This window comes from Stenotrophomonas sp. GL_111, assembly GCF_057835245.1.
The window spans coordinates 3,004,087-3,025,790 of the sequence record NZ_CM174421.1 but is presented as its reverse complement, the minus strand read 5'-3'; the positions used below and the strand labels follow the sequence as shown (position 1 = coordinate 3,025,790).

Genomic DNA, 21,704 nt, shown 5'->3' with positions numbered 1-21,704 from the left:
AGGGGTTGATTCACTTGTTAAATGGGAAAAACCCCCGCCGGACAAGGCCGACGGGGGTTTCGATGGGTCTTTCGGGTCACTCGGCCGCGTTCAGATGCCGCCGGGCCCGCAGTCCTTGGCCAGGAAGTCGGCCATCAGCGGCAGCGTCGCGCGGTAGTGGCTCGGGTACCACGGCATGCTGTGCGGCATGTCAGGGATGAGCTCGAACTTGGCCGGTACCTTGCCCTGCACGGCGTTGTAGAACCCGCGTGCATGGAAGGCCGGGGTGCGCACATCGCGGTCGCCCACGTACAGCAGCACCGGAATGGTCGCCTTTGCGGTGTTCTGCATCGGATCCATGCCCTTTACCGTCTGTCCCTGCAGGATGCGCTGGAGGCGGTTTTCGCTCCAGGACACGCCCAGCCGTGCCAGGTCGGTTACCGGTGCGCCGGCAATGGCGCACTGGAAGGGCGATGGGCTGCGAACGGTGGCGGCGGCGGCGGCAAAGCCGCCATAGGAGTAGCCAAAGATGGCGATGCGATCCTTTGAAGCGATGCCCTGCTGGACCAGCCAGGCGGCCGCGTCATCATTGTCGTCCTGCATGGCCAGGCCCCACTGTTTGTCGCCGGCCATCCAGTGCTCACGACCGAAGCCGGTCGATCCCCGGTACTGGGGGCGGATCACGGCATAGCCGCGCGAGGTGAAGAACGGCACCCAGCCCGAGACGTCCCAGCCGGTGTAGTCGCGCGCCCACGGGCCGCCATGCGGGTGAACGAGTGCGGGAATCGCGGCATCGCCTTCCTTCCAGCCGACGGGAAGGTCGAGGATGGCCGGGATCTTGCGGCCATCACGCGCGGTGTAACTGACCCAGCGCTGTTCGCCGATCTGCTTGCTGTCGACCCAGGGCCGCTCGCTGCCAAGCGTGGTGACGTTCTTCCTGTCGCTCAGTACAAAGTAGGTGGGCGGCGTGCTGGCGCTGCTGGTGGTGAACAGCACGCGTGAGAGGTCATCGTTGTAGCCGGTGATGGCGACATACTTGCCGGGATAGGCCTGCTTGAGCCCGTCATGCAGCGCCTTCATCTGCGGGTCCACGTAGACCGCCTCGCGGCGCGCGCCATCCACGTAGAAACCCAGGACCTGGTTGAAGTTGCTTGGCCGGGTGCCGAGGATCAGGCCGCCGATCGGGTACTGCGGATGCGCAGCCAGGGGTTCGCTGTCGAAGGTGCGCGTTGCCGGATCGTACTGCCGGGCCTGCACCTGCTCGGAGAACTTGTCGGTAAGCACATACAGTTTGCCGCTCTTGTCGTCGATGCCGACGATCTCCATCTCATAGCGGTCGGTCAGCTTCGTGGTCAACGGGTCGTGCTTCTCGAACTGCCCCGTGGACTTGTTCTTGATCAGGATCTGCTGTTCGTACTCGTTCGAGCCGGACGGCTCGATCTGGCTGCGGGTCAGCAGCTCGCCATTGCGCGGATGGAACAGGCCGGGCGCCGAGCGGGCACCACCGCGGAACAGCAGTTCGGTCTGGCCGGTCTTCAGGTTGAACAGGTAGTAGTTTGCTGACAGCGTGGTCTGGTTGAGCTGGGAAATGATGACCCGATCCGGGTCCAGTGGCAGCGCGTGGACCAGAGACGCGGTGCCGGCGATCTCCAGGCAACGCTGGGTCTGCTCGCCGATACCGAGTTTACGGGTGTTGTCGGCGAAGGCCTCGTCGAACTTCGCCTGGCTGGCATCGGTCAGGTAAGCCTTGGTCAGGAACGTCTTGGTGGAGCCCACGGAATTGCCTTCTCCGCAGCCGGCCAGCTGCGCGGTGAGTTCCTGGCGGCCGATGACCAGATTCCTGCCGGCCTTCAACGCACTGGCGGCAATGAACTTCATGCGATCACCGGACGGGGTGATCGCGACCGGACCGGCGGCAAGGTTGTCCATGTTCCAGTTTGCCAGCGCGGTGTCCCCGTTATTGCTGCCGGGGGCGGCGATGATCGCGACCAGCTGCTTGCCGTCCGGGCTCATGGTGACCGACTGGATGGCCGGAATCTTGGCGAAATCATCCACGGGCAAGGGGGCTGCCATCAAAGGGCTGCAACTCAGGGAGGCGAGGGCGAGGGCGATCCTGCCCAGCTGGTGACGGTGACGAATTTCCATTGCGTGGAGTCCTTTGCGCGGTCGGAAGACATCGAAGATGACGAAAAGATGAACGAACGTCGGGGTGTCGTCAACATGGCGCGAAGGGGGCTGTACGGGATGTGTCGGGGTGTGGCGGGTCGCAGCCACAAAAAAGGCCCCGCCGAAGCGGGGCCCTCCTGTCACTTCAACACGCCGGCAATTACTTGCCGAAGTCGTACTTCATCTGGGCGTAGATGGCACGGCCGTAGACGCTGTAGAACGCGGTGTTGTACGGCGCCCCCGAGGTGCCCTGGTAGCCATGGGCCTGGTCGGGCATCTTGTTGAACACGTTGTTGACCATCACCGACAGGGTCAGGTCTTCCTGGGCGCGATAGTTCACGCTCAGGTTGTACGTGGTGTAGGAACCCCACTTGCCCGACTGCTGGCCCGATGCGGCATGGGTGTAGCCGTAGCCGTTGACGCCAGCCAGGTAGTTCGGCGTCTTGCCGATGTAGTTGGCATAGGCGGTGGTGGTGAACTGGCCCAGCGACCACGCCACCGACGCGTCGGCGCGAACCTTGGCGTAGTTGTCGTAGTTCCACATCGCCTTCGGGTTGCCCAGCAGGTCCTGGAAGTCCTCACCCGGCTGCGACTGCACTTCACGCTTGAGCATGTTGGTGTAGTTGCCCGAGAACTGCAGCGCGCCGAAGCGGCCGATGTCCTGCAGGTACTTGAAGCTGGCGGTCACGGCCTGCAGGTTCTGGCGCGCGACGTTCATCTTCGGGGTGTACAGGCTCTTCAGGTTGCCGGCGTTGTCACGCACGACCCAGTCGGAGACGTTCTGGCAGCTGGCCGAGGAAGCGTTCGGCAGGCCGTTGCGGCAGTAGTACTCGGCCAGCAGCAGCTGGTCCGGGCTGGCCGTATCGACTTCGTTCTCGATCTTCCAGTTGTAGTAGTCCACGGCCAGCGACAGGGTCGGCATCGGTGCCCACACGAAGCCTGCATTCCAGACGTCGGCGGTGATGGCTTCCAGGTCCGGGTTGCCGGCGCGCTCGGAGTACACCGACACGTTGGCATCGTAACGGCAGTCGGCGGTGTTGCCCGGGCCGTAGCCCAGCTCGCCGCAACGGAAGTAGTCGGTCGAGTTGGCGGCGTAGTAGCCACTGCGGCCCTGGAACGCATCGGACAGGGTCGGCGCGCGGAACGCGGTGCCGTACTTGCCGCGGAACAGCAGGCTGTCGATCGGACGGTATTCCAGGCCCAGGCTGTAGGTCGGCTTGTCGATGGTGTTGCCGCCAACCTTGAAGGCGTCATAGCGGCCCGACGCGGTCACGGTCAGCGATTCCAGCACCGGCATGCGCAGCTCGGAGGTCACCGCATAGTTGCTGCGGTGGCCATTGCCGGCCACGGCCGAGGAGCCCCATGCCTGGCCATCAAGCAGGCGCTGGTCGGGCGAGTAATCCCAACCTTCGCTGCCACCTTCGGCGACAACGGCGAAGCCGGCATCACCGCCCGGCAGCGAGAACAGCGCGCCGTTGGTGATCTGCACGCGGCCCAGGTTCTGCCAGGTGCGGCTGTGGTTGTTGGCGTAGCCGGTGAAGCTGGCGAAATCTTCCGGCGAGATCTGCGAGTAGAACGCGTCGTAGTTCGGGTTGTAGATGCCGAACTGCTGGCCGGTGGTCGGGTGGGTGTAGGTCCCCAACTGCGCGCCCAGCACGTGCTCGGCGAAGTAGTTGTTGATCGGGTCCTTCCAGCGCATGAACTTGTTCTCGGTGAGCTTGTACTCACCGCGGGTGAAGCTGGCGCTGTAATCCCAGTTGCCGAACATGCCCTTGGCACCCAGGGTCACCTGGTAGGAACGGCTCTCATCGCTGTTGAGCACGTCCTTGTAGCCCTGGCCGCCGATGTCTTCCGGCGCGAACGAGCGCTGCAGGTTGACCACCTTGCCGATGCCCTGGTCGTAGAAGCCGCCCATGGTGCTCTTGGTGCCCCACCACAGGTAGGACGAGCCGGAGGTGTACTCGGTCTTTTCCTTGCTGTACAGCAGGTCGGCGAACAGCTGCAGGTTGTCGTTGACGTCGAAGGTCAGCGCCGAATAGACCTGGCCGCTGTCCTTGCCGTTCTTCAGGGTCTTGTAGCCGGCGCTGTAGATCGAGCCGCACGACTGGCCGGTGGCACGGGTGCCCAGCACGGTAGTGCCGCCGAACTGGCCAGCCACGCCGGCGCAGTTGGTCGCATCGCGCATGTACAGGCGGTTGGTATCGGCATCGATGACGGCGAAGTCATTGCTCGGCACCTGCGCGGTGTAGCCGTGCGCGTTGGTGGTGCGGGTCAGGTCGCGCTGGTAGCCCCAGATCGGGTTGCTCGACTCGATCTGCACGTTGACCAGTGCATTGAAGCGGTCGTCCAGGGCGCTGAAACCATGCGCGCCGCTGAAGCGGATGTTGTTGCCACCACCTTCCGTGTAGGTGCCGCCACGGATGGTCATGGTGCCACCGTCCATGCGTTCCTTCAGGATGATGTTGACCACGCCGGCGATCGCATCCGAACCGTACAGGGAGGACTGGCCACCCGGCAGGATTTCGATGCGGTCGACGATGTCAATCGGAATGCCGCTGATGTTGTTGAACGTATCGCCGCCGTTGTACAGCGCCGGGTACGACATCATCGGGCGACCGTTGATCAGGTATTTGGTGTAACCCGGGTTGAGGCCGAACATGCCGGCCGCTTCAGCACCCTGGGTGAACGATGCCGAGGTCTGGCCGCCCTGCAGGCCGCCGGTGGTCATCGAGGATTGCTGCAGGACTTCGGCCACGCTGGTGAAACCGCGGGTCTGGATGTCCTGCGCGCTGATCGACATCACCGGGGTCTGGGTTTCGATGTCGGTCTGCGGGATCAGCGAGCCGGTGACGGTGACTTTGTCGAGCGTCGTGGCCTTTTCCTGTGCCATGGCCGGAGCGGCTGCGGTGGCGATCAGGGCGGAGAGAAGAGCAACTGCGAGCGTGCTGCGTCGAGCGGTATTACGTGAGTTCATTAAATAGTCCAAAGAGCCAATTACAGAAAGAGCACCGACGCCAATGAATCCCTCCCGGAATGCACGAAGAACGCTCAACGTAGTGCGCATCGAACGTAACATGAACTTAACGAAAATTGCATGGATTCGTAGCAATTGGGAATTTCAGTCAGCCCCCATCAAGGTTGTATAGTGTTGGGTTCAGTCGAGCAGTTTTTGCGGAGTCCATGCAGTGAGCAGCAGCCAGTCGCGTCGTCCCCATGCCAGCCAGGTGCAGAAGGGTTTGTCCCCGCATCCGCGCGCCCGCAACGTGATTGCCGTGGGCTCGGGCAAGGGCGGGGTAGGCAAGTCCACCACCGCCGTGAACCTGGCGGTGGCACTGGCCAAACTCGGTGCCCGCGTCGGCCTGCTCGATGCCGACATCTATGGCCCCAGCGTGCCGGCGATGCTCGGCCTTTCCGGGCGTCCGGAAAGCCCGGACAACAAGTCGATCGAACCGATGCGTGCCTTCGGCGTGGACACCATGTCGATCGGGTACCTGATCGAGGAGGAGACGCCGATGATCTGGCGTGGCCCGATGGCCACCTCGGCCATGACCCAGTTCTTCAACGACACGCTCTGGGACGACCTGGACTACCTGCTGATCGACCTGCCGCCGGGTACCGGCGACATCCAGCTGACCCTCACCCAGAAGATTCCGCTGGCCGGTGCGGTGATCGTCACCACGCCGCAGGACATCGCCACGCTGGATGCGAAGAAGGCGCTGAAGATGTTCGAGAAAGTCGAGGTGCCGGTGCTGGGCATCGTGGAGAACATGGCCGTACATACCTGCAGCAACTGCGGCCACATCGAGCACCTGTTCGGTGAGGGTGGCGGTGAGCGCATGGCAGCGCAGTACGGCGTGCCGCTGCTGGGCTCGCTGCCGCTGGAGATCAGCATCCGCGAGCAGGGTGACGCCGGTACCCCGATCGTCGCCGCCGCGCCCGACTCGCCGGCCGCCCAGGCGTATCTGCGTGCCGCGCAGCGGCTGGTCGAGGAAATGGCCAAGCGCCCGCGCGCCAGCATCCCGATCCTGTCCTCGCTGCTGTAACGGCGGCGGCCCGCTGGCCTGGGCCCGGTGCACTGCTAGAATCGTGCCCCGGGCGCCACCGTCCCCCCGCATCCCCCAGGACAGAGCATGAGCATCAAGAGTGACCGCTGGATCCGCCAGATGGCCGAACAGCACGCCATGATCGAGCCGTTTGAAGCCGGCCAGGTCAAGCAGGCCAATGGCCAGCGCATCGTCAGCTACGGGACCTCCAGCTACGGCTACGACGTGCGCTGCTCGCGCGAGTTCAAGGTGTTCACCAACATCAACTCCACCATCGTGGACCCCAAGCATTTCGATCCCGGCAGCTTTGTCGACATCGTGGGCGATGAGTGCATCATTCCGCCGAACAGCTTCGCGCTGGCGCGCACCGTGGAGTACTTCCGCATCCCGCGCGACACCCTGGTGGTGTGCCTGGGCAAGAGCACTTACGCGCGCTGCGGCATCATCGTCAACGTGACCCCGCTGGAGCCGGAGTGGGAAGGCCACGTCACCCTGGAATTCAGCAACACCACGCCACTGCCGGCGCGCATCTACGCCAATGAAGGCGTGGCGCAGATGCTGTTCTTCCAGGCCGACAAGGACGACATCTGCGAGACCTCCTACAAGGACCGCGGCGGCAAGTACCAGGGCCAGACCGGCGTGACCCTGCCGCGCACCTGAGTGCAGCGGGTTGCGCCGCGGCATGCTCGGCAGCGCTCTCGACAACGTGTACAAGAAAAAAGCGCGGACTGCTCCGCGCTTTTTTCATGTCACCAGTGGGTTGGCCAGCGGCGGGGCTTACTTGCCGCGGCCGAACAACAACCCGATGCCGACCGCGACCAGGATCACCGGCCACCAGGTGAGGATCAACCGACCCATGTTCATGTTGGTCCAGCCCAGGTTGCTGGCGAGCAGGAACAGGCCAACGATGATCAGGACGATGGCGGCGATGAGGTTGGAGCGCATCAGGGGCGAGGTCCGCTAGGGGTGGGGCGAATATCCTAGCCGTTCCTTCCAGACGGCGACACGTTCGGCCAGCACCTGCGGGTCGTAGCGGTGTGCCTGGCCCTGGCCCCAGACCGGACCCGGCCAGGCCGGATCGCCCACGTGGCGGCCGATCACATGGAAATGCAGCTGGCGCACGATGTTGCCGAGCGCGCCGATATTGATCTTCTCCACGCCGTCGGTGCCCTTGAGCGCCTTGCAGGCCCGGTTCAATTCGGTGCGCAGCTTGTCCTGCTGCTCGCCGTCCAGTTCGATCCACTCGCTCACCCCGGCTAGGCGGGGCACCAGGATCAACCAGGGGTAACGTTCGTCATTCATCAACCGCACTTGCGATAACGGCCCTTCTGCTACCAGTACGCTGTCGGTGGCCAGGCGTGAATCCAGTTCGAACTCGCTCATCCAAGATGCTCCGCAAAGAAGTCCAGGGTGCGTTCCAGCGCCAGGGTGGCGCTGTCTGGATCATACGCATGTCCGACGCTGCGGTTGAAGGCGTGGTCGGCGGGGTAGACGAAGGTGGCCATCTGCGGCAGCTTCTCGCGATGGGCCTTGATCGCCTCCGGCGGGATGCTCTTGTCCTGTGCACCGAAGTGGAACATCACCGCGGCCTTGGGCGTCTCGTCCAGGAACTGCACGTTGCGCGCGCCGTAGTAGCTCACCGAGGGCAGGCCCAGCCGCAGCGCCGAGAGCAGGGCGATGCTGCCGCCCCAGCAGTAGCCCACAGTGCCGACCTTGCCGGCCGGGGCCAGTTTCGAGGCGGCCGCGCGGACGATTTCCAGTGCCTTCTCCACGCCCAGTGCATCGACCAGGGCACGCCCCTGGGCGACCCCATCGGCGTCATAGGCCAGCTGCAGCGGGTGCGGGCCGCGGCCCGTGTCGGCCAGATCGAAGAACGACGGCGCCAGCACCGCATAGCCCTGCGCGGCAAAGCCGTCGGCCACCTCGCGGATATGCGGATTGGCGCCGAAGATCTCCTGGATCACCACCAGCCCCCCGCGAGGCTTGCCGTCCGGCGTTGCCTGCCAGGCGCGGACCGGACCGTGATGCGTATCGAGCGTGACCCACTCACCCATGGTGCGAGACTCCTGTTGATTCAGGCATTCATTATCGGCCGGGTGTGGGTTAGCGGGGTGTCAGCGGCGATCCGATTCAGGGCCCGGCCCGCAACGCCGGTATACTTGCCGCCGTTTCCGGCCCCAGGTCCCCACGCCATTCCGGCATGGGCCCAGGCCCCCAGAGTCTTTGCGATCCATGTCCCAGCTGAACCCCAAAGTCGGCTTCGTCAGCCTTGGCTGCCCGAAGGCCCTCGTCGATTCCGAGCGCATCCTCACCCAGCTGCGGTCCGAGGGCTACGACATCGTGCCTTCCTACGATGCGGCCGACGTGGTGGTGGTCAACACCTGCGGCTTCATCGATTCGGCGGTGACCGAATCGCTGGATGCGATCGGCGAGGCGATGAGCGCCAACGGCAAGGTGATCGTCACCGGCTGCCTGGGCAAGCGCCCGGAGCAGATCCGCGAGGCCTACCCGAATGTGCTGGCGGTGTCCGGACCGCAGGACTACCAGAGCGTGATGGAGGCCGTGCACCTGGCGCTGCCGCCCAAGCACGACCCGTTCGTGGACCTGGTGCCCGACTACGGCATCAAGCTGACCCCGCGCCACTACGCGTACCTGAAGATTTCCGAAGGCTGCAACCACAAGTGCAGCTTCTGCATCATTCCCTCGATGCGCGGCAAGCTGGTCTCGCGCCCGGTCGATGAAGTGCTGCGCGAAGCCGAGCGGCTGGTGCGCGGCGGGGTGAAGGAGCTGCTGGTGGTGTCCCAGGACACCTCGGCCTATGGCGTGGACGTCAAGTACGCCGAGCGCATGTGGCGCGACAAGGCCTACCAGACCCGACTCAAGGCGCTGTGCGAAGGCCTGTCCGAACTGGATGCCTGGACCCGCATGCACTACGTGTACCCGTACCCGCACGTGGACGAGATCGTGCCGCTGATGGCCGAGAACCGGATCCTGCCGTACCTGGACATCCCGTTCCAGCACGCCAGCCCGCGCATCCTCAAGCTGATGAAGCGCCCCGGTGCGGTCGACAAGACCCTGGAGCGCGTGCAGCGCTGGCGCCAGCTGTGCCCGGACATCACCGTGCGTTCGACCTTCATCGTCGGCTTCCCCGGCGAGACCGATGCCGAGTTCGAGGAACTGCTGAGCTTCCTGGACGAGGCGCAGCTGGACCGCGTGGGCGCATTCGCCTACTCGCCGGTGACCGGTGCGACGGCCAACGACCTGCCCGATGCAGTGCCCGAAGAAGTGAAGCAGGAGCGCCTGGCGCGCTTCATGGCCCGCCAGGCGGAAATCTCCGCGGCGCGGCTGGAAGCCAAGATCGGCACCGTGCAGCAGTGCCTGGTCGATGCGATCGAGGATGGCATCGCGGTGGCGCGTTCGAAGGCCGATGCGCCGGAGATCGACGGCCTGGTGCATATCCAGAACGCCGACGAAGCGCGCCTGCGCGTGGGCCAGTTCGTCGATGTCGAGATCACCGAGAGCGACGAGCATGACCTCTACGGGGATGCGATCGTGGTGCCGGCCGGCAAGACGATCGAGCTCAGCGTGCTGTGACCCCTGCGGTGGCGGCGGCCGATACCGGTGGCCGCCACCGTCGCTTCATTGCGCCGTCGCGTGAGGCGGTGGCGCCCGGGTGCTTTGCGCACCCCGTATTCGCCGACGTGGCGGCGTACCGTGCGCTGCTGACCGCGGCGGCGTGGCCCTCCGTCGCCGCGCTCAATTCGCAACTCGCATTGCCGGGCAAGCAGCTGGTCACCCAGGACGAGGCGTTGCTCGCCGATGGCCTGCACTACGAGCGGCGTATTGCCGAGCGTGGACAGATCGCCACGCGCGCCTGCAATTGGCATGACCTGTTCAATGCGTTGGTATGGGCGCGCCATCCGGCCATCAAACACGCGCTCAACGCGCGCCAGTGCCTGCATATCGAGCGCCAGGGGCCTGACCAACGCAATCGCGCGCAGGCCGCGCTGACCCAGTTCGATGAGAGTGGGCTGATCGTGCGCGTGCGCGATCCGGCGCTGCTGGCGGCCTGGGATCGGCATGCGTGGGCAGCACTGTTTGTCGATGGCGCGGCGCACTGGCACAGGGGCGATATTGCGGTTGCCGCGGTGATCGGCCATGCGCTGATGGAGCAGACGTTGCTGCCGGAACGTTTGCTGGTAGGCAAGTGCCTGGTGGTGCACGGGGACGACGATGCCGATTGCATCGCGGCGGTTGCACGCGCGATCAGCGCCGGCGACGTGCTGTGCGATCCGCTGGAACTGCGGCCGCTGCCGCTGGCCGGGATTCCCGGGTGGCATGCCACCCAGGACGCGGCTTTCTACCAGCAAGTGGCGTATTTCCGCCCGCGACGCGACGGACGCAGCTACCCCTCCGCGATCCCCAGGTAGAGCCACGCCATGCGTGGCTGCCCCCCAATCGCGCACCCATCACCACGGCAGCACCGCGCAACCACGCAGGGCGTGGCGCTACCCGCCGGTGTATTCCACCGCCAGGATGGCAAACCCATGCCGGCCGCTGGGCAGTTCGACCTCGAACTCGTCATCCACGCGCTTCTTCAACAACGCGCGCGCCAGCGGCGAATCGATGCTGATCCAGCCCGCGCCGGCGTCGGTCTCATCCGGGCCGACGATGCGGTAGCGGCTGGTGTCGCCGCTGTCCACGTTCTCCAGTTCCACCCAGGCCCCGAAGAACACCGCCCGCGGATCGCTGGGCGTGGTGTCGACCACGCGCAGCGCTTCCAGCCGCTTGGTCAGGTAGCGCACACGGCGGTCAATCTCGCCCAGCTGCTTCTTGCGGTAGGTGTACTCGGCATTCTCCGAGCGGTCGCCCTCGGCGGCAGCGGCGGCCAGCGCCTTCACCACTTCCGGGCGCTTGTGCCGCCACAGTTCATCCAGCTCGGTCTTCAGCCGCTGGTGGCCCTGTGCGGTGATCAGGGCCGTACTTTTTTCCGCGGGGGGACGCCAACGCGACATCAGGTCTTCTTGTCTGTAAAGGCGGGCGCGCTCAGCGCTTGCCGCCGAAGATGCCGCCGAGCAGGCCGCGCACGATCTGGTTGCCCAGGCGCGTGCCGACGGTGCGGGTGGTCTGCTTGGCCATGGTTTCAATCATGCCCTGGCGGCGCTTGGTGCCGAAGATGGCGTCCTTGATCGACTGCCCGAAACCGCCTTCCTGCTGCTCGTCCTGCTCGCGGGTCCGTGCGGCAGGCGCAGCGGCCTGTTCGACGGTCTTCTGCGCGCGCTGGGCCAGCAGTTCGGCCGCCGATTCGCGGTTGATCGCGGTGTCGTAGCGGCTGCCGACCGGGCTGCCGGCGCGCACCTGCGCACGTTCGGCCTCGGTGATGGCGCCCATCCGGCAGCGCGGCGGCGCGATCTGGGTCTGCTGCACGGGCGAGGGGATGCCCTTGTCCTGCAGGGTGGACACCAAGGCCTCGCCGGTGCCCAGTTTGGCCAGTACCGCGGCGACGTCGAGCTTGGGGTTGGTCACGAAGGTTTCAGCAGCGGTCTTCACTGCCTTCTGGTCACGCGGGGTGAACGCCCGCAGCGCGTGCTGCACGCGGTTGCCCAGCTGGCCCAGGATGTTGGCCGGCACGTCGTCGGGGAACTGCGAGCAGAAGTACACGCCCACGCCCTTGGAGCGGATCAGGCGCACCACCTGTTCGATGCGCTGGACCAGGGCCGGCGGCGCATCGTCGAACAGCAGGTGGGCCTCGTCGAAGATGAAGACCAGCTTGGGTTTGTCCAGGTCGCCCACTTCGGGCAGCGTTTCGAATAGTTCCGACAGCAGCCACAGCAGGAAGGTGGAATACAGCTTGGGCTTGAGCACCAGCTGGTCGGCGGCCAGGATGCCGATCACGCCACGGCCGTCGTGATTGACCCGCATGATGTCGGCCAGCTCCAGGGCCGGTTCGCCGAAGAAGGCTTCGCCGCCGTCCTGCGACAGGCGCAGCAGCGAGCGCTGGATCGCCGCCACGGTCTGCGCGCTGACCAGGCCGTACTCGGTGGAGATGTCCTTGCGCTCCTCGACCACCAGGCCGAGCAGGGCGCGCAGATCGTCCAGATCGAGCAGCAGCAGGCCGCGGTCGTCGGCCAGCTTGAACACGATGTCGAGCACGCCGGACTGGGTTTCGTTGAGTTCCAGGATGCGCGCCAGCAGAGTGGGGCCCATCTCGCTGACGGTGGTGCGCACCGGGTGGCCGAGCTTGCCGTACAGGTCCCAGAAGATGGTCGGGCTGGCCGCCGGGGCGTAATCGGCCACGCCGATCTCGGCGGCGCGCTGCAGCAGGGCCTCGGTGCCCGCACCGGGCACAGCCAAGCCGGACACGTCACCCTTCACATCGGCCAGGAATACCGGCACGCCGATCCGGGAGAAGCCCTCGGCCAGGGTCATCAGGGTGACTGTCTTGCCGGTGCCGGTGGCGCCGGCCACCAGGCCATGGCGGTTGCCAAGGCGGGGTTGCAGGGTCACGGCGATATCGTCGGTGATGCCTTTGCCGAGCAGGATCGGATCCATGGTCAACTCGCTAGTGTGGGCTTGCTATGTGAATGGGCAGGATTCTAAACGTCGGCGGGGTTCGCCCGGCTGACCGGGTTGCCCCGATGCAAGCGGCGCGGCTACTCTGCCCCATCTTTCGCACACAGTGCCAAAAATGCCCGTTCCTGTCTTGCTTGTCCGTGGTTGGCCGCTGTTGGCGCTTGCTGCGATGGTGTCTTTCGTGCCGGAGGCACATGCCCAGCGCGTCTCCGCGCGCGATCGGGTGAAGATCGAGGCGCTGGAGCAGCGCATGACCGCTGCCGAAAAGCGTTACAGCGCCGCGCTGGTGCTGGTCAACAACGCCGATCCGAAGGGCAAGAACGAGGGCGACGCGGCGCTGGAGGACATGGAGGACGTGATCAGCGCCTGTGTGGCCCAGAAGGGCTGCCAGGTCAGCAACCTGCTGCCCACCTACAAGCGCCTGCTCAAGAACCAGGCCGATACCCAGGACAGCGAGGGCGACCAGATCGCCAGCGACGGTGGCCTGCTCGAAGCCGACCCGGACCACGTAGGCCCGTTGGCCGCCGATGTGCCCGAAGCGGCACGCGCCGCAGCGCTGTTGAACGACAAGCGCCACGCCTTCGACAGCATGGTGGAGTACAACCCGGCGGTGCAGGCCGGCATCCGACGCTGGCTGACCGACATGCGTCCGGCGCTGATGACCACCTATGAGAACTACCAGAACCTGCGTGCGGTGATGTGGCCGGAGTGGGAGAAGCGCGGCCTGCCCGAGGCGCTGCTGTTCGGGATCATGGCCAAGGAATCCAATGGCCGCGTGCATGCGTCCTCGCGCGCCGGTGCGGCCGGGCTGATGCAGTTCATGCCCGCTACCGGTCGCCGCTTCGGGCTGGGCCCGGACGGCACCGGGTTCGACACCCGCTTCGACGCGCGCAGTGCCGCTGAAGCCAGCGCCACCTACCTCAATGAGCGCATGCGTGAGCTCAACAAGAACGTGGAACTGTCGCTGGCCGGTTACAACGGCGGTGAGGGCCGGGCCGCGCGCGTGTTCAAGCAGAGCGCCGGGCAGGGCTTCTGGACCGACAGCGTGTACAACCAGTTCCCGGCCGAAACCAAGGACTACGTGCCGATGGTGATCGCCGCGGCGTGGATCTACCTGCACCCGCAGCAGTACGGCGTGGAGTTCCCGAAGATCAACGCGCAGCCGGCGACGATCCGCCTGGCCAAGTCGACCACGATCTACGAACTGACCATCTGCCTGGGCAGCGTGGGCACCCGCGACGGCTACATGCGCGCGCTGCGCAACCTCAACCCGCGCTATGAGGCCGACGGCTGGATTCCGGCCGGCACCACCATCAATGCCACCACCCGCATCGCCGGGCTGTACAACCGCTACTGCGTCAGCGGCCCGCGTGCGGATCTGGCGCGGACCCTGATCACCGCCGACCTCAACGCGGCGATCGTGCGGCCCAGCGCGGCCAGCTACACCGGCAACGTGGCGGTGGGCAGCGTGGTGCCGGTGGCCGATGTGCAGGCCAGTGCGGCCGCGGTGACCCCGAGCGCGCCGGTGGCGGTACCGGCGGCCAAGCCGAAGGCCAAGGCCAAGCCGGTGCGCAGCCACAAGGTCGGCAAGGGCGAGACCCTGGGCCGGATCGCCGACAAGTTCCAGTGCGATGTACGCGAGCTGGCGCGGGCCAACGGCCTGAAGGCACCCGGTTATGCGCTCAAGCAGGGCCAGGTGCTGAAGCTGCAGGGCTGCGACAAGTAAGCGCCACCGGAATGGAGTAGGCTGCCGGCATCACGCCCGCAGCCGCTGCGCTGCAAGGCACATCCATCACCGGCCATGGCCTGCGTGCCATGGCCGACAGAGACACAGACACAGGGAAGCAAGATGGATATCACCGCGATCAACGAGATGTTCACCAACATCCGTGAAAACACCGATTGGGACCTCAACGGCCCGATGCTGTGGGGCTACTTCTTCGTCAACACCACGCCGGAGCCGCTGCACGGGCTGGGCGAAAAGCTGGTTGCTGCCGGCTACACGCTGGTGGAAGTGTTCGAGCCGGACCTGGAAGAGGACGAGGCGCCGTACCACGTGCTGCACGTGGAGCGCGCCGAAGTGCACACCGAAGCCTCGCTGGACGCACGCAACCACGAGTTGCAGGCACTGGCGGAAGCCAACGGCGTGGAAGACTACGACGGCATGGACGTCGGACCGGTCGAGGTCTGACCGGGTAAACCAGAACGCCCCGCGAAAGCGGGGCGTTTTTGTTTGGGGGCCTCGCCAAGTGGGACCCGCGCGGCGGAAGAATTATTTCAACGTCGCCAACGGCTGGCCGAGCTGCACGGCATGTTCGGCATCCAGGTGCGGGGCGAACTCGGCCACGCCCGGCGGCAACAGCACGATCACGGTGGAGCCGTAATTGAAGCGCGCCATCTCCGCGAAACGCTCCAGGGTGATGCCCTGGCCGCGGTAATCCTTGCGGGTGATGGTGTCGCCGTACGCGGGAATTTCTTCACCGCCCCAGACGGTTTCCACGCCGGACACCAGCAGCGCGCCGACCATCACCGAGACCATCGGGCCGAAATCGGTGTCGAAATGGCAGACCAGGCGCTCGTTGCGGGCGAACAGGCCGGGCACGGTGTTGACCGCAGCCGGGCCGACGCTGAACAACCGGCCGGGCACATGCACGGTTTCGCGCAGGGTGCCGGTCCACGGCATGTGGACGCGGTGGTAGTCCTTGGGCGAGAGGTACACGGTGGCGTACAGGCCGTGGCGGAACACCTCGGCGTCGGCGGCGTCGCCGAGCAGTTCGGCAGCGGTGAACGACTGGCCCTTGGCCTGGAAGATGCGGCCGTCCTCGATCGCGCCGAGCTGGCTGATGCGGCCGTCGGCGGGCATCACCAGGGTGCGCGGGTCGGGCGCGGCCACGCGCGCGCCGGGCTTGAGGGCGCGGGTGAAGAACTGGTTGAACGTGGCGTAGCTGCGCGGATCGGAATTGGCGGCCTCGGCGAGGTTGACGCCGAACTTGGCGGTGACGGTGTCGATCAGCCAGCGCGAGATCCGCGGGTTGCTGGAATACGCGAGCCTGCGCGCCATCGAGGACAGCAGGCGGTGCGGCAGGACGTAGCTCAGCGTGGTGGTCAGGCTCATGGGGCGGACTTCTCGGTCAACAGTTGCAGGTCGCGGGCGATGGCCTGCGCATTGAAGGGGGGGCGGATCAGGCCGGCAAGTTTGCCGTCCGGGTCGAGCACGGCCAGGCTGGCGGAGTGCTCGAGGGTGTAGTCGTCGGGGTTTTCGTCGATGTGTTTGCCGGGCACTTTCTGGAAGACGAAGCCCAGCGAGGTGGCGAAACGTTCCAGCGAGGGGACGTCGGCGGTGGCGGCCAGGGTGTCTTTGTGGAAAGCGTGCACGTACTCGCCCAGGCGGGCGGGGGTGTCGCGCTCGGGATCCACGGAGATGAACACCAGGCGCGGGCGCAGGCTTTCCGGCTGGGCTTCCCATTGCTTCTGGGCCTGGGCGAGGTCGGCCAGGGTGGTCGGGCAGACGTCAGGGCAGAAGGTGAAGCCGAGGAACACCAGGGTCCAGTGGCCCTTGAGCTCGCCGGGGATCAGGCGGGTGCCGTCGGACTGGGACAGGTTGAAGTCGGGCAGGGGGCGCGGTTGCGGGTAGAAGGTGATCGACTCGGTGGCCGGGCGGTCGCCGGCCGGCTTGGGGGCGAACACTTTCTGGGCCACGACCAGGCCCAGCCCGGCGGCCAGGGCGATGAGCAGGATGATGCCGGCGTTGCGATTGAACATTGCGGGCCCGTTCGCGGAAGGGGCCACCATGATAGGGGGCGTGGCGTCCTTGGTGGTTGTTTTAAGGCCAACATCAACGTCAACGGCCTTGCGCTGCCGGTGTCTGGGCGTTTTATCGGCCGTAGGAGCCTGCTTTGGTGTTTGATCTGAACTTCGGTGCGTACCGACCTCCTGTCGAGAGGGGCGGCACAGGGAGGTTGCCGGGACCCTGAGCGCCATGGATGGCGCGACGGAGCTTACAGGGACGTACTTGCGGCGTGTCCCGGTAGCCTCCCTGTGCCGGCCCTCCCACAGTGAAAGGTGAACCGCCGCCGTTGAATTTCGCTGGAAAGCCCTCGGCCCAACCACTTTCGCCTGCAACGGATGCCCCGGTCCTTCCCAACGCCTATAATCGGGGGCCACTTTGTCTGTTGCCCCGCCATGACTGCCGAAACGGCCGCCGAACTCCATACGATCATCGATCTGATCCGCTACGGCACCAGCCGTTTCAACGCCGCCGGGCTGACCTTCGGGCACAGCTACGACAACGCCCTGGACGAAGCCACCCAGCTCGTCCTGCACAGCCTGCACCTGCCGCATGACCTCGGCCCGGCCTATGGCGCGGCCCGCGTGACCACCCCGGAAAAGGCCGAAGTTCTGGCGCTGTTCGAGCGCCGCATCAACGAACGCCTGCCCGCGGCCTACCTGACCGGCGAAGCCTGGTTCGCCGGCCTGAGCTTCAAGAGCGACGCGCGCGCCCTGGTGCCGCGTTCGCCGATCGCCGAACTGATCGAAACCGGCTTCGAGCCGTGGCTGGCCGGCCGTGAAGTGCGCCGCGCGCTGGACCTGTGCACCGGCTCGGGCTGCATCGCCATCGCCATGGGCCACTACTACCCCAACTGGGAAGTGGACGGCGTGGACCTCAGCGACGACGCCCTGGCCCTGGCCCACGAGAACAAGGCCCGCCTGGACGCCCACAACGTCACCCTGCTCAAGTCCGACCTGTTCAACGGCCTTACCGGCCGCCACTACGACCTGATCGTCACCAACCCGCCGTACGTCACCAACGACGAGACCGATGCCCTGCCGCAGGAATACTCCTACGAGCCGGACATGGGCCTGCGCGCCGGCGACGACGGCCTGGACCTGGTCCTGAAGATCCTGCGCGACGCCCCGCTGCACCTCAGCGAGGATGGCCTGCTGATCTGCGAAGTGGGTGAGTCCGAACAGCACCTGATCAAGGTGCTGCCGGAAGTCGACTTCGCCTGGATCGAATTCAAGGTCGGCCAGATGGGCATCTTTGCCGTGGAATGCCGTGAGCTGATCGCTCACAGCGCCCGCATCACCGAGCTGGCCAATGCCCGATAGACCGGCCCCGGCCTGGCGCGTCCGCTGGACCGAACTGGTCATGCTGATGCCGATGGTGCTGTTGATGCCGTTCGCACTGGTCATCGCCCTGATGGCCGTGAAAAGTGGCGTCGCCTGCTTCACCGGCGATGCCATGTTGTGCCGCTACGACGCCGAACCGGCGTCGCAGCTGTGGTACCACCTCAAGGGCCTGGGCTTTGGCGCCGGTGGCGTGCTGGCCGGCACCGCGGTGCTGGTCTGCGCGCTGATCGATACGCCGCTGCTGCAACGTCGCGCGCTGTTGTCGCGCGGCCTGTCGGTGGCGCTGGTGCTGGGGCTGTTCATCGCCGTGGCTACCGTGATCGCCAGTGCCACGGCCGCCGGTGGCTGGAGCGCTGGCTGGGGCCGCCCGGTGTTCGTGCTCAGCTTTACCCTGCTGCCGGCGATCGTTGCCGTGCGCCACCTGCCGCGCGTGCTGCGCGCCGCCTTCCCCCGTCACGCGGAATCCCATGTCCAGTAATACCTTCGGCAAGCTGCTCTCGGTCACCACCTTCGGCGAATCGCACGGTCCGGCGATCGGCTGCGTGATCGATGGCTGCCCGCCCGGGCTGGAGATCAGTGCCGAGGAATTCGCCCACGACCTGCAGCGCCGCGCAACCGGCAAGAGCCGGCATACGTCCGCGCGCCGCGAGGCCGACGAGATCGAGATCCTGTCCGGTGTCTACGAAGGGCGCAGCACTGGTACCCCGATCGCGCTGCTGATCCGCAACACCGACCAGCGCAGCAAGGATTACAGCACCATCGCCCAGCAGTTCCGCCCGGGCCATGCCGACTACAGCTACTGGCAGAAGTACGGCATCCGCGATCCGCGCGGTGGCGGGCGTTCCTCGGCCCGCGAAACCACCATGCGCGTGGCCGCCGGCGTCATCGCCAAGAAGTGGCTGCTGCAGCGCCATGGCGTGACCGTGCGCGGCTACCTCTCCCAGCTGGGCGAGATCACCCCGACCGGGTTCGACTGGTCGGCGGTGGAAGACAACCCGTTCTTCTGGCCGGTCGCCGAACAGGTGCCCGCGCTGGAGAGCTACATGGATGCACTGCGCAAGTCCGGCGATTCGGTCGGTGCGCGCGTCAACGTGGTCGCCGATGGCGTGCCGCCGGGCTGGGGCGAGCCGATCTACGGCAAGCTGGACGGCGACCTCGCCGCTGCGCTGATGAGCATCAATGCGGTCAAGGGCGTGGAGATCGGCGACGGTTTCGCCAGCGCGGCGCAGAAGGGCACCGAACACCGCGACCTGATCACCCCCGAAGGCTTCGCCAGCAATCATGCCGGCGGCATCCTGGGTGGTATCTCCACCGGTCAGCAGGTCACCGCCTCGATCGTGCTCAAGCCGACCTCCAGCCTGCGCCTGCCCGGTGCCACCGTGGACGCTACCGGCGCCGCCGTGGACGTGATCACCACCGGCCGCCACGATCCCTGCGTGGGCATCCGTGCCACGCCGATCGCCGAGGCGATGATGGCGCTGGTGTTGATGGACCAGGCGCTGCGCCACCGCGCGCAGTGCGGCGATGTGGGCGAGATCGCCCCGCGCATTCCCGGAGCCATCGGTGGCTGATACGCGGCCAAGGGTCTGGGTCAGCCAACCGCTGTTCGACGATGTGGTCGAACAGCTCGGGCAGCATTTCGCGTTGACGCTGACGTCCGAGGTCACCCGTTACACGCCGCAGATGCTGGCTGCGCAGCTGGCCCAGGTCGATGGTGCGCTGGTCACGCTCAACGAACGCATCGGTGCCGCCGAGATCACGCACGCGCCACAGCTGCGCGCGGTCGCCAACGTCGGCGTCGGCTACAACAACCTGGATATCGACGCGCTCAGCGCCGCCGGCATCCTGGCCAGCAACACGCCGGACGTGCTCACCGAAACCACGGCGGATCTTGGCTTCGCATTGCTGATGGCCACCGCACGGCGCATCACCGAGGCCGAGCGTTTCCTGCGCGATGGCCAGTGGGGCCAGTGGTCGTTCCAGACCCTGCTCGGTGCCGATATCCACGGCAGCACGCTGAGCATCCTCGGCATGGGTCGGATCGGGCAGGGCATTGCCCGCCGCGGCGCGCTGGGCTTCGGCATGCGCGTGCTGTACCACAACCGCTCGCGTCTGGCCGCGGCCACCGAGGCCGAAGTCGACGCGCAGTACGTCGATCTGGACACGCTGCTGGCGCAGGCCGACCACCTGGTGCTGGTGCTGCCCTACAACGCCAGCTCGCACCACTTGATCAATGCCGCCGCGCTGGCGAAGATGAAGCCGAGCGCCACCCTGGTGAACATCGCCCGGGGCGGCATCGTCGATGAAATCGCGCTCGCCGATGCGCTCGCCAACGGTCGCCTCGCCGCGGCCGGGCTGGACGTGTTTGAAGGCGAGCCAAGCGTGCGCCCGGAGCTGCTGGCGCTGCACAACATCGTGCTGACCCCGCATATCGGCAGTGCCAGCCAGGCCACGCGCCGGGCGATGGTGCAGCTGGCGGTGGACAACCTGACGGCCGCGTTGGGCAAGGGGCCGCAGGCTGGCCGTCCGCCGAGCGCGATCAACGCCGATGCCGTGGCTGCGAAAAAAACCGACGACGCAAAACGATAGGGAGTCTCCGCGGCCCTCCCGAGCCCGAGAGATTCCCCGAACCCAGCCCGTGGTAGTTGCCAGCCGTCAGGTTGGCGCCCATTTCATTCAATACGACAGGTACCGGCCGTTGGTCGATACCCCTATCGGTACACCTAGAAGGGTTCCCCCATGAGCAATGCAGATCGTCGTTTCCACGTCGCCGTTGTCGGTGCCACCGGTGCCGTTGGCGAAACCATGCTGGCCATCCTGGCCGAGCGCGACTTCCCGATCGCCAAGCTGAGCCTGCTCGCGTCCTCGCGCTCGGCCGGCGGCGAAATCGACTACCGCGGCGAGAAGATCCGCGTCCAGGACCTGGCGGACTTCGATCCGGCCGGCGTGGATATCGCGCTGTTCTCCGCCGGTGGCAGTGTGTCCAAGGAATTCGGCCCGACGTTTGCCGCCGCCGGTGCGGTGGTGATCGACAACTCCTCGGCCTTCCGTTACGACGATGACGTGCCGCTGGTGGTGTCCGAAGTGAACCCGGAGGCGCTCAAGCAGCGACCGCGCGGCATCGTCGCCAACCCGAACTGCTCGACCATGCAGATGCTGGTGGCGCTGGCACCGCTGCACCGCAAGTACCACATCGAACGTATCAACGTGGCCACCTACCAGTCGGTATCCGGTGGCGGCCGTTCGGCGCTGGAGGAACTGGGCAAGCAGACCGGCCAGCTGCTGAGCTTCCAGGAAATCGACCCGCAGCGTTTCCCGGTGCAGATCGCCTTCAACCTGATCCCGCACATCGACGACTTCCAGGACAACGGCTTCACCAAGGAAGAAATGAAGCTCGTCTGGGAAACCCGCAAGATCCTCGGCGACGACAGCATCCTGGTGAACCCGACTGCAGTGCGCGTGCCGGTGTTCTACGGTCACTCCGAAGCGGTGACCATCGAGACCCGCGACAAGGTCACCCCGGATGAAGCGCGTGAACTGCTGTCGCGCTCGCCCGGCGTGGAAGTGGTCGACCGTCATGAAGCCGGCGGTTATCCGACCCCGGTGACGCACGCCTCGGGCACCGATGCGGTGTATGTGGGCCGTATCCGTGAGGATCTCTCGCACCCGCGTGGCCTGAACCTGTGGATCGTCTCGGACAACATCCGCAAGGGTGCTGCCTTGAATGCCGTGCAGCTGGCCGAGCTGGTGGCCGCCGAAGGCTGATCGTGTGACGCCGATGGCATGGGGATGCCATCGGCGGCTGCAATCCAA

General features: G+C 66.1%; 20 protein-coding genes. 11 read left to right on the top strand and 9 right to left on the bottom strand.

The window, feature by feature from the left end; all coding sequences use genetic code 11:
- Positions 1–90: 90 nt before the first annotated feature.
- Positions 91–2,052 (bottom strand): alpha/beta hydrolase family protein, encoded by a 1,962-nt coding sequence (locus tag AC3IPM_RS13540; RefSeq protein WP_489300442.1) that lies wholly within the window; start codon positions 2,050–2,052, stop codon positions 91–93.
- Between the two features lie 253 nt (positions 2,053–2,305).
- Positions 2,306–5,119, bottom strand: a complete 2,814-nt coding sequence (locus tag AC3IPM_RS13535) for a TonB-dependent receptor domain-containing protein (RefSeq protein ID WP_489300441.1) — start codon at positions 5,117–5,119, stop codon at positions 2,306–2,308.
- A gap of 211 nt (positions 5,120–5,330) precedes the next feature.
- On the opposite strand from AC3IPM_RS13535, the gene apbC reads away from it, so the two are divergent.
- Together apbC and dcd are read left to right on the top strand one after the other, a co-directional pair.
- Entirely contained in the window at positions 5,331–6,188 is an 858-nt protein-coding gene (gene apbC, locus AC3IPM_RS13530; protein ID WP_489300440.1) for an iron-sulfur cluster carrier protein ApbC, read from the top strand.
- An 87-nt stretch (positions 6,189–6,275) separates the two neighbouring features.
- Entirely contained in the window at positions 6,276–6,848 is a 573-nt protein-coding gene (gene dcd / locus AC3IPM_RS13525) for a dCTP deaminase (protein ID WP_489300439.1), read from the top strand.
- Positions 6,849–6,965: 117 nt separating this feature from the next.
- Here dcd and AC3IPM_RS13520 read toward each other — a convergent pair whose 3' ends face one another.
- Genes AC3IPM_RS13520 through AC3IPM_RS13510 form a run of 3 tightly spaced genes read right to left on the bottom strand, consistent with a single transcriptional unit; the run spans position 6,966 to position 8,242 of the window.
- Entirely contained in the window at positions 6,966–7,133 is a 168-nt protein-coding gene (locus AC3IPM_RS13520; protein ID WP_489300437.1) for a LiaI-LiaF-like domain-containing protein, read from the bottom strand.
- 15 nt (positions 7,134–7,148) lie between these two features.
- A complete protein-coding gene (locus AC3IPM_RS13515) occupies positions 7,149–7,571 on the bottom strand; it encodes an HIT domain-containing protein (protein ID WP_489300436.1) in 423 nt (140 codons plus the stop codon).
- Positions 7,568–8,242 carry a dienelactone hydrolase family protein gene (locus tag AC3IPM_RS13510; RefSeq protein WP_489300435.1) on the bottom strand — a complete coding sequence of 225 codons (675 nt, stop codon included), beginning with the start codon at positions 8,240–8,242 and terminating at the stop codon, positions 7,568–7,570. Before AC3IPM_RS13510 ends, AC3IPM_RS13515 begins: the two co-directional genes overlap by 4 nt.
- A gap of 178 nt (positions 8,243–8,420) precedes the next feature.
- Between AC3IPM_RS13510 and rimO the strand changes: the two genes are divergently transcribed.
- Complete coding sequence (rimO, locus tag AC3IPM_RS13505) at positions 8,421–9,782, top strand: 30S ribosomal protein S12 methylthiotransferase RimO (RefSeq protein WP_489300434.1); 1,362 nt, start codon at positions 8,421–8,423, stop codon at positions 9,780–9,782.
- Positions 9,779–10,618 (top strand): DUF3025 domain-containing protein, encoded by an 840-nt coding sequence (locus AC3IPM_RS13500; protein ID WP_489300433.1) that lies wholly within the window; start codon positions 9,779–9,781, stop codon positions 10,616–10,618. The genes rimO and AC3IPM_RS13500 overlap by 4 nt, the downstream gene beginning before the upstream one ends.
- Before the next feature lie 78 nt (positions 10,619–10,696).
- On the opposite strand, the gene greB is transcribed toward AC3IPM_RS13500, so the two are convergent.
- Both greB and AC3IPM_RS13490 read right to left on the bottom strand, forming a co-directional pair.
- Entirely contained in the window at positions 10,697–11,203 is a 507-nt protein-coding gene (gene greB, locus AC3IPM_RS13495) for a transcription elongation factor GreB (RefSeq protein WP_489300432.1), read from the bottom strand.
- Positions 11,204–11,234: 31 nt separating this feature from the next.
- Positions 11,235–12,740, bottom strand: a complete 1,506-nt coding sequence (locus AC3IPM_RS13490) for a helicase HerA-like domain-containing protein (RefSeq protein WP_489300430.1) — start codon at positions 12,738–12,740, stop codon at positions 11,235–11,237.
- 136 nt (positions 12,741–12,876) lie between these two features.
- On the opposite strand from AC3IPM_RS13490, the gene AC3IPM_RS13485 reads away from it, so the two are divergent.
- Positions 12,877–14,487, top strand: coding sequence for a transglycosylase SLT domain-containing protein (locus AC3IPM_RS13485; RefSeq protein WP_489300428.1), 1,611 nt, complete (start codon positions 12,877–12,879; stop codon positions 14,485–14,487).
- A gap of 123 nt (positions 14,488–14,610) precedes the next feature.
- Positions 14,611–14,952 (top strand): ribonuclease E inhibitor RraB, encoded by a 342-nt coding sequence (locus AC3IPM_RS13480; RefSeq protein ID WP_489300427.1) that lies wholly within the window; start codon positions 14,611–14,613, stop codon positions 14,950–14,952.
- 81 nt (positions 14,953–15,033) lie between these two features.
- Here AC3IPM_RS13480 and asd read toward each other — a convergent pair whose 3' ends face one another.
- Both asd and AC3IPM_RS13470 read right to left on the bottom strand, forming a co-directional pair.
- On the bottom strand, positions 15,034–15,876 hold the full coding sequence (asd, locus tag AC3IPM_RS13475) for an archaetidylserine decarboxylase (RefSeq protein ID WP_489300425.1): 843 nt from the start codon (positions 15,874–15,876) through the stop codon (positions 15,034–15,036).
- A complete protein-coding gene (locus tag AC3IPM_RS13470) occupies positions 15,873–16,523 on the bottom strand; it encodes an SCO family protein (protein WP_489300423.1) in 651 nt (216 codons plus the stop codon). The genes asd and AC3IPM_RS13470 overlap by 4 nt, the downstream gene beginning before the upstream one ends.
- A 420-nt stretch (positions 16,524–16,943) precedes the next feature.
- Between AC3IPM_RS13470 and prmB the strand changes: the two genes are divergently transcribed.
- The 5 genes from prmB to AC3IPM_RS13445 all read left to right on the top strand — a co-directional run bounded on the left by prmB (position 16,944) and on the right by AC3IPM_RS13445 (position 21,656).
- Positions 16,944–17,870, top strand: coding sequence for a 50S ribosomal protein L3 N(5)-glutamine methyltransferase (prmB, locus tag AC3IPM_RS13465; RefSeq protein WP_489300421.1), 927 nt, complete (start codon positions 16,944–16,946; stop codon positions 17,868–17,870).
- Positions 17,860–18,369 (top strand): hypothetical protein, encoded by a 510-nt coding sequence (locus AC3IPM_RS13460; RefSeq protein ID WP_489300419.1) that lies wholly within the window; start codon positions 17,860–17,862, stop codon positions 18,367–18,369. The genes prmB and AC3IPM_RS13460 overlap by 11 nt, the downstream gene beginning before the upstream one ends.
- Positions 18,359–19,462, top strand: coding sequence for a chorismate synthase (aroC, locus tag AC3IPM_RS13455; RefSeq protein WP_489300417.1), 1,104 nt, complete (start codon positions 18,359–18,361; stop codon positions 19,460–19,462). Before AC3IPM_RS13460 ends, aroC begins: the two co-directional genes overlap by 11 nt.
- On the top strand, positions 19,416–20,480 hold the full coding sequence (locus tag AC3IPM_RS13450; RefSeq protein ID WP_489300415.1) for a 2-hydroxyacid dehydrogenase: 1,065 nt from the start codon (positions 19,416–19,418) through the stop codon (positions 20,478–20,480). The genes aroC and AC3IPM_RS13450 overlap by 47 nt, the downstream gene beginning before the upstream one ends.
- A gap of 150 nt (positions 20,481–20,630) precedes the next feature.
- Complete coding sequence (locus tag AC3IPM_RS13445; RefSeq protein WP_489300413.1) at positions 20,631–21,656, top strand: aspartate-semialdehyde dehydrogenase; 1,026 nt, start codon at positions 20,631–20,633, stop codon at positions 21,654–21,656.
- The last annotated feature ends 48 nt before the right edge of the window (positions 21,657–21,704 follow it).

What these genes read in the sequence shown, in the direction of transcription:
- AC3IPM_RS13540 (WP_489300442.1), bottom strand. Translation starts at nt 2,052, where the DNA reads ATGGCAGCCCCCTTGCCCGTGGATGATTTCGCCAAGATTCCGGCCATC.
- AC3IPM_RS13535 (WP_489300441.1), bottom strand. Translation starts at nt 5,119, where the DNA reads ATGAACTCACGTAATACCGCTCGACGCAGCACGCTCGCAGTTGCTCTT.
- dcd (WP_489300439.1), top strand. Translation starts at nt 6,276, where the DNA reads ATGAGCATCAAGAGTGACCGCTGGATCCGCCAGATGGCCGAACAGCAC.
- AC3IPM_RS13520 (WP_489300437.1), bottom strand. Translation starts at nt 7,133, where the DNA reads ATGCGCTCCAACCTCATCGCCGCCATCGTCCTGATCATCGTTGGCCTG.
- AC3IPM_RS13515 (WP_489300436.1), bottom strand. Translation starts at nt 7,571, where the DNA reads ATGAGCGAGTTCGAACTGGATTCACGCCTGGCCACCGACAGCGTACTG.
- AC3IPM_RS13510 (WP_489300435.1), bottom strand. Translation starts at nt 8,242, where the DNA reads ATGGGTGAGTGGGTCACGCTCGATACGCATCACGGTCCGGTCCGCGCC.
- rimO (WP_489300434.1), top strand. Translation starts at nt 8,421, where the DNA reads ATGTCCCAGCTGAACCCCAAAGTCGGCTTCGTCAGCCTTGGCTGCCCG.
- greB (WP_489300432.1), bottom strand. Translation starts at nt 11,203, where the DNA reads ATGTCGCGTTGGCGTCCCCCCGCGGAAAAAAGTACGGCCCTGATCACC.
- AC3IPM_RS13490 (WP_489300430.1), bottom strand. Translation starts at nt 12,740, where the DNA reads ATGGATCCGATCCTGCTCGGCAAAGGCATCACCGACGATATCGCCGTG.
- AC3IPM_RS13485 (WP_489300428.1), top strand. Translation starts at nt 12,877, where the DNA reads ATGCCCGTTCCTGTCTTGCTTGTCCGTGGTTGGCCGCTGTTGGCGCTT.
- AC3IPM_RS13480 (WP_489300427.1), top strand. Translation starts at nt 14,611, where the DNA reads ATGGATATCACCGCGATCAACGAGATGTTCACCAACATCCGTGAAAAC.
- asd (WP_489300425.1), bottom strand. Translation starts at nt 15,876, where the DNA reads ATGAGCCTGACCACCACGCTGAGCTACGTCCTGCCGCACCGCCTGCTG.
- AC3IPM_RS13470 (WP_489300423.1), bottom strand. Translation starts at nt 16,523, where the DNA reads ATGTTCAATCGCAACGCCGGCATCATCCTGCTCATCGCCCTGGCCGCC.
- prmB (WP_489300421.1), top strand. Translation starts at nt 16,944, where the DNA reads ATGACTGCCGAAACGGCCGCCGAACTCCATACGATCATCGATCTGATC.
- AC3IPM_RS13460 (WP_489300419.1), top strand. Translation starts at nt 17,860, where the DNA reads ATGCCCGATAGACCGGCCCCGGCCTGGCGCGTCCGCTGGACCGAACTG.
- aroC (WP_489300417.1), top strand. Translation starts at nt 18,359, where the DNA reads ATGTCCAGTAATACCTTCGGCAAGCTGCTCTCGGTCACCACCTTCGGC.
- AC3IPM_RS13450 (WP_489300415.1), top strand. Translation starts at nt 19,416, where the DNA reads ATGTGGGCGAGATCGCCCCGCGCATTCCCGGAGCCATCGGTGGCTGAT.
- AC3IPM_RS13445 (WP_489300413.1), top strand. Translation starts at nt 20,631, where the DNA reads ATGAGCAATGCAGATCGTCGTTTCCACGTCGCCGTTGTCGGTGCCACC.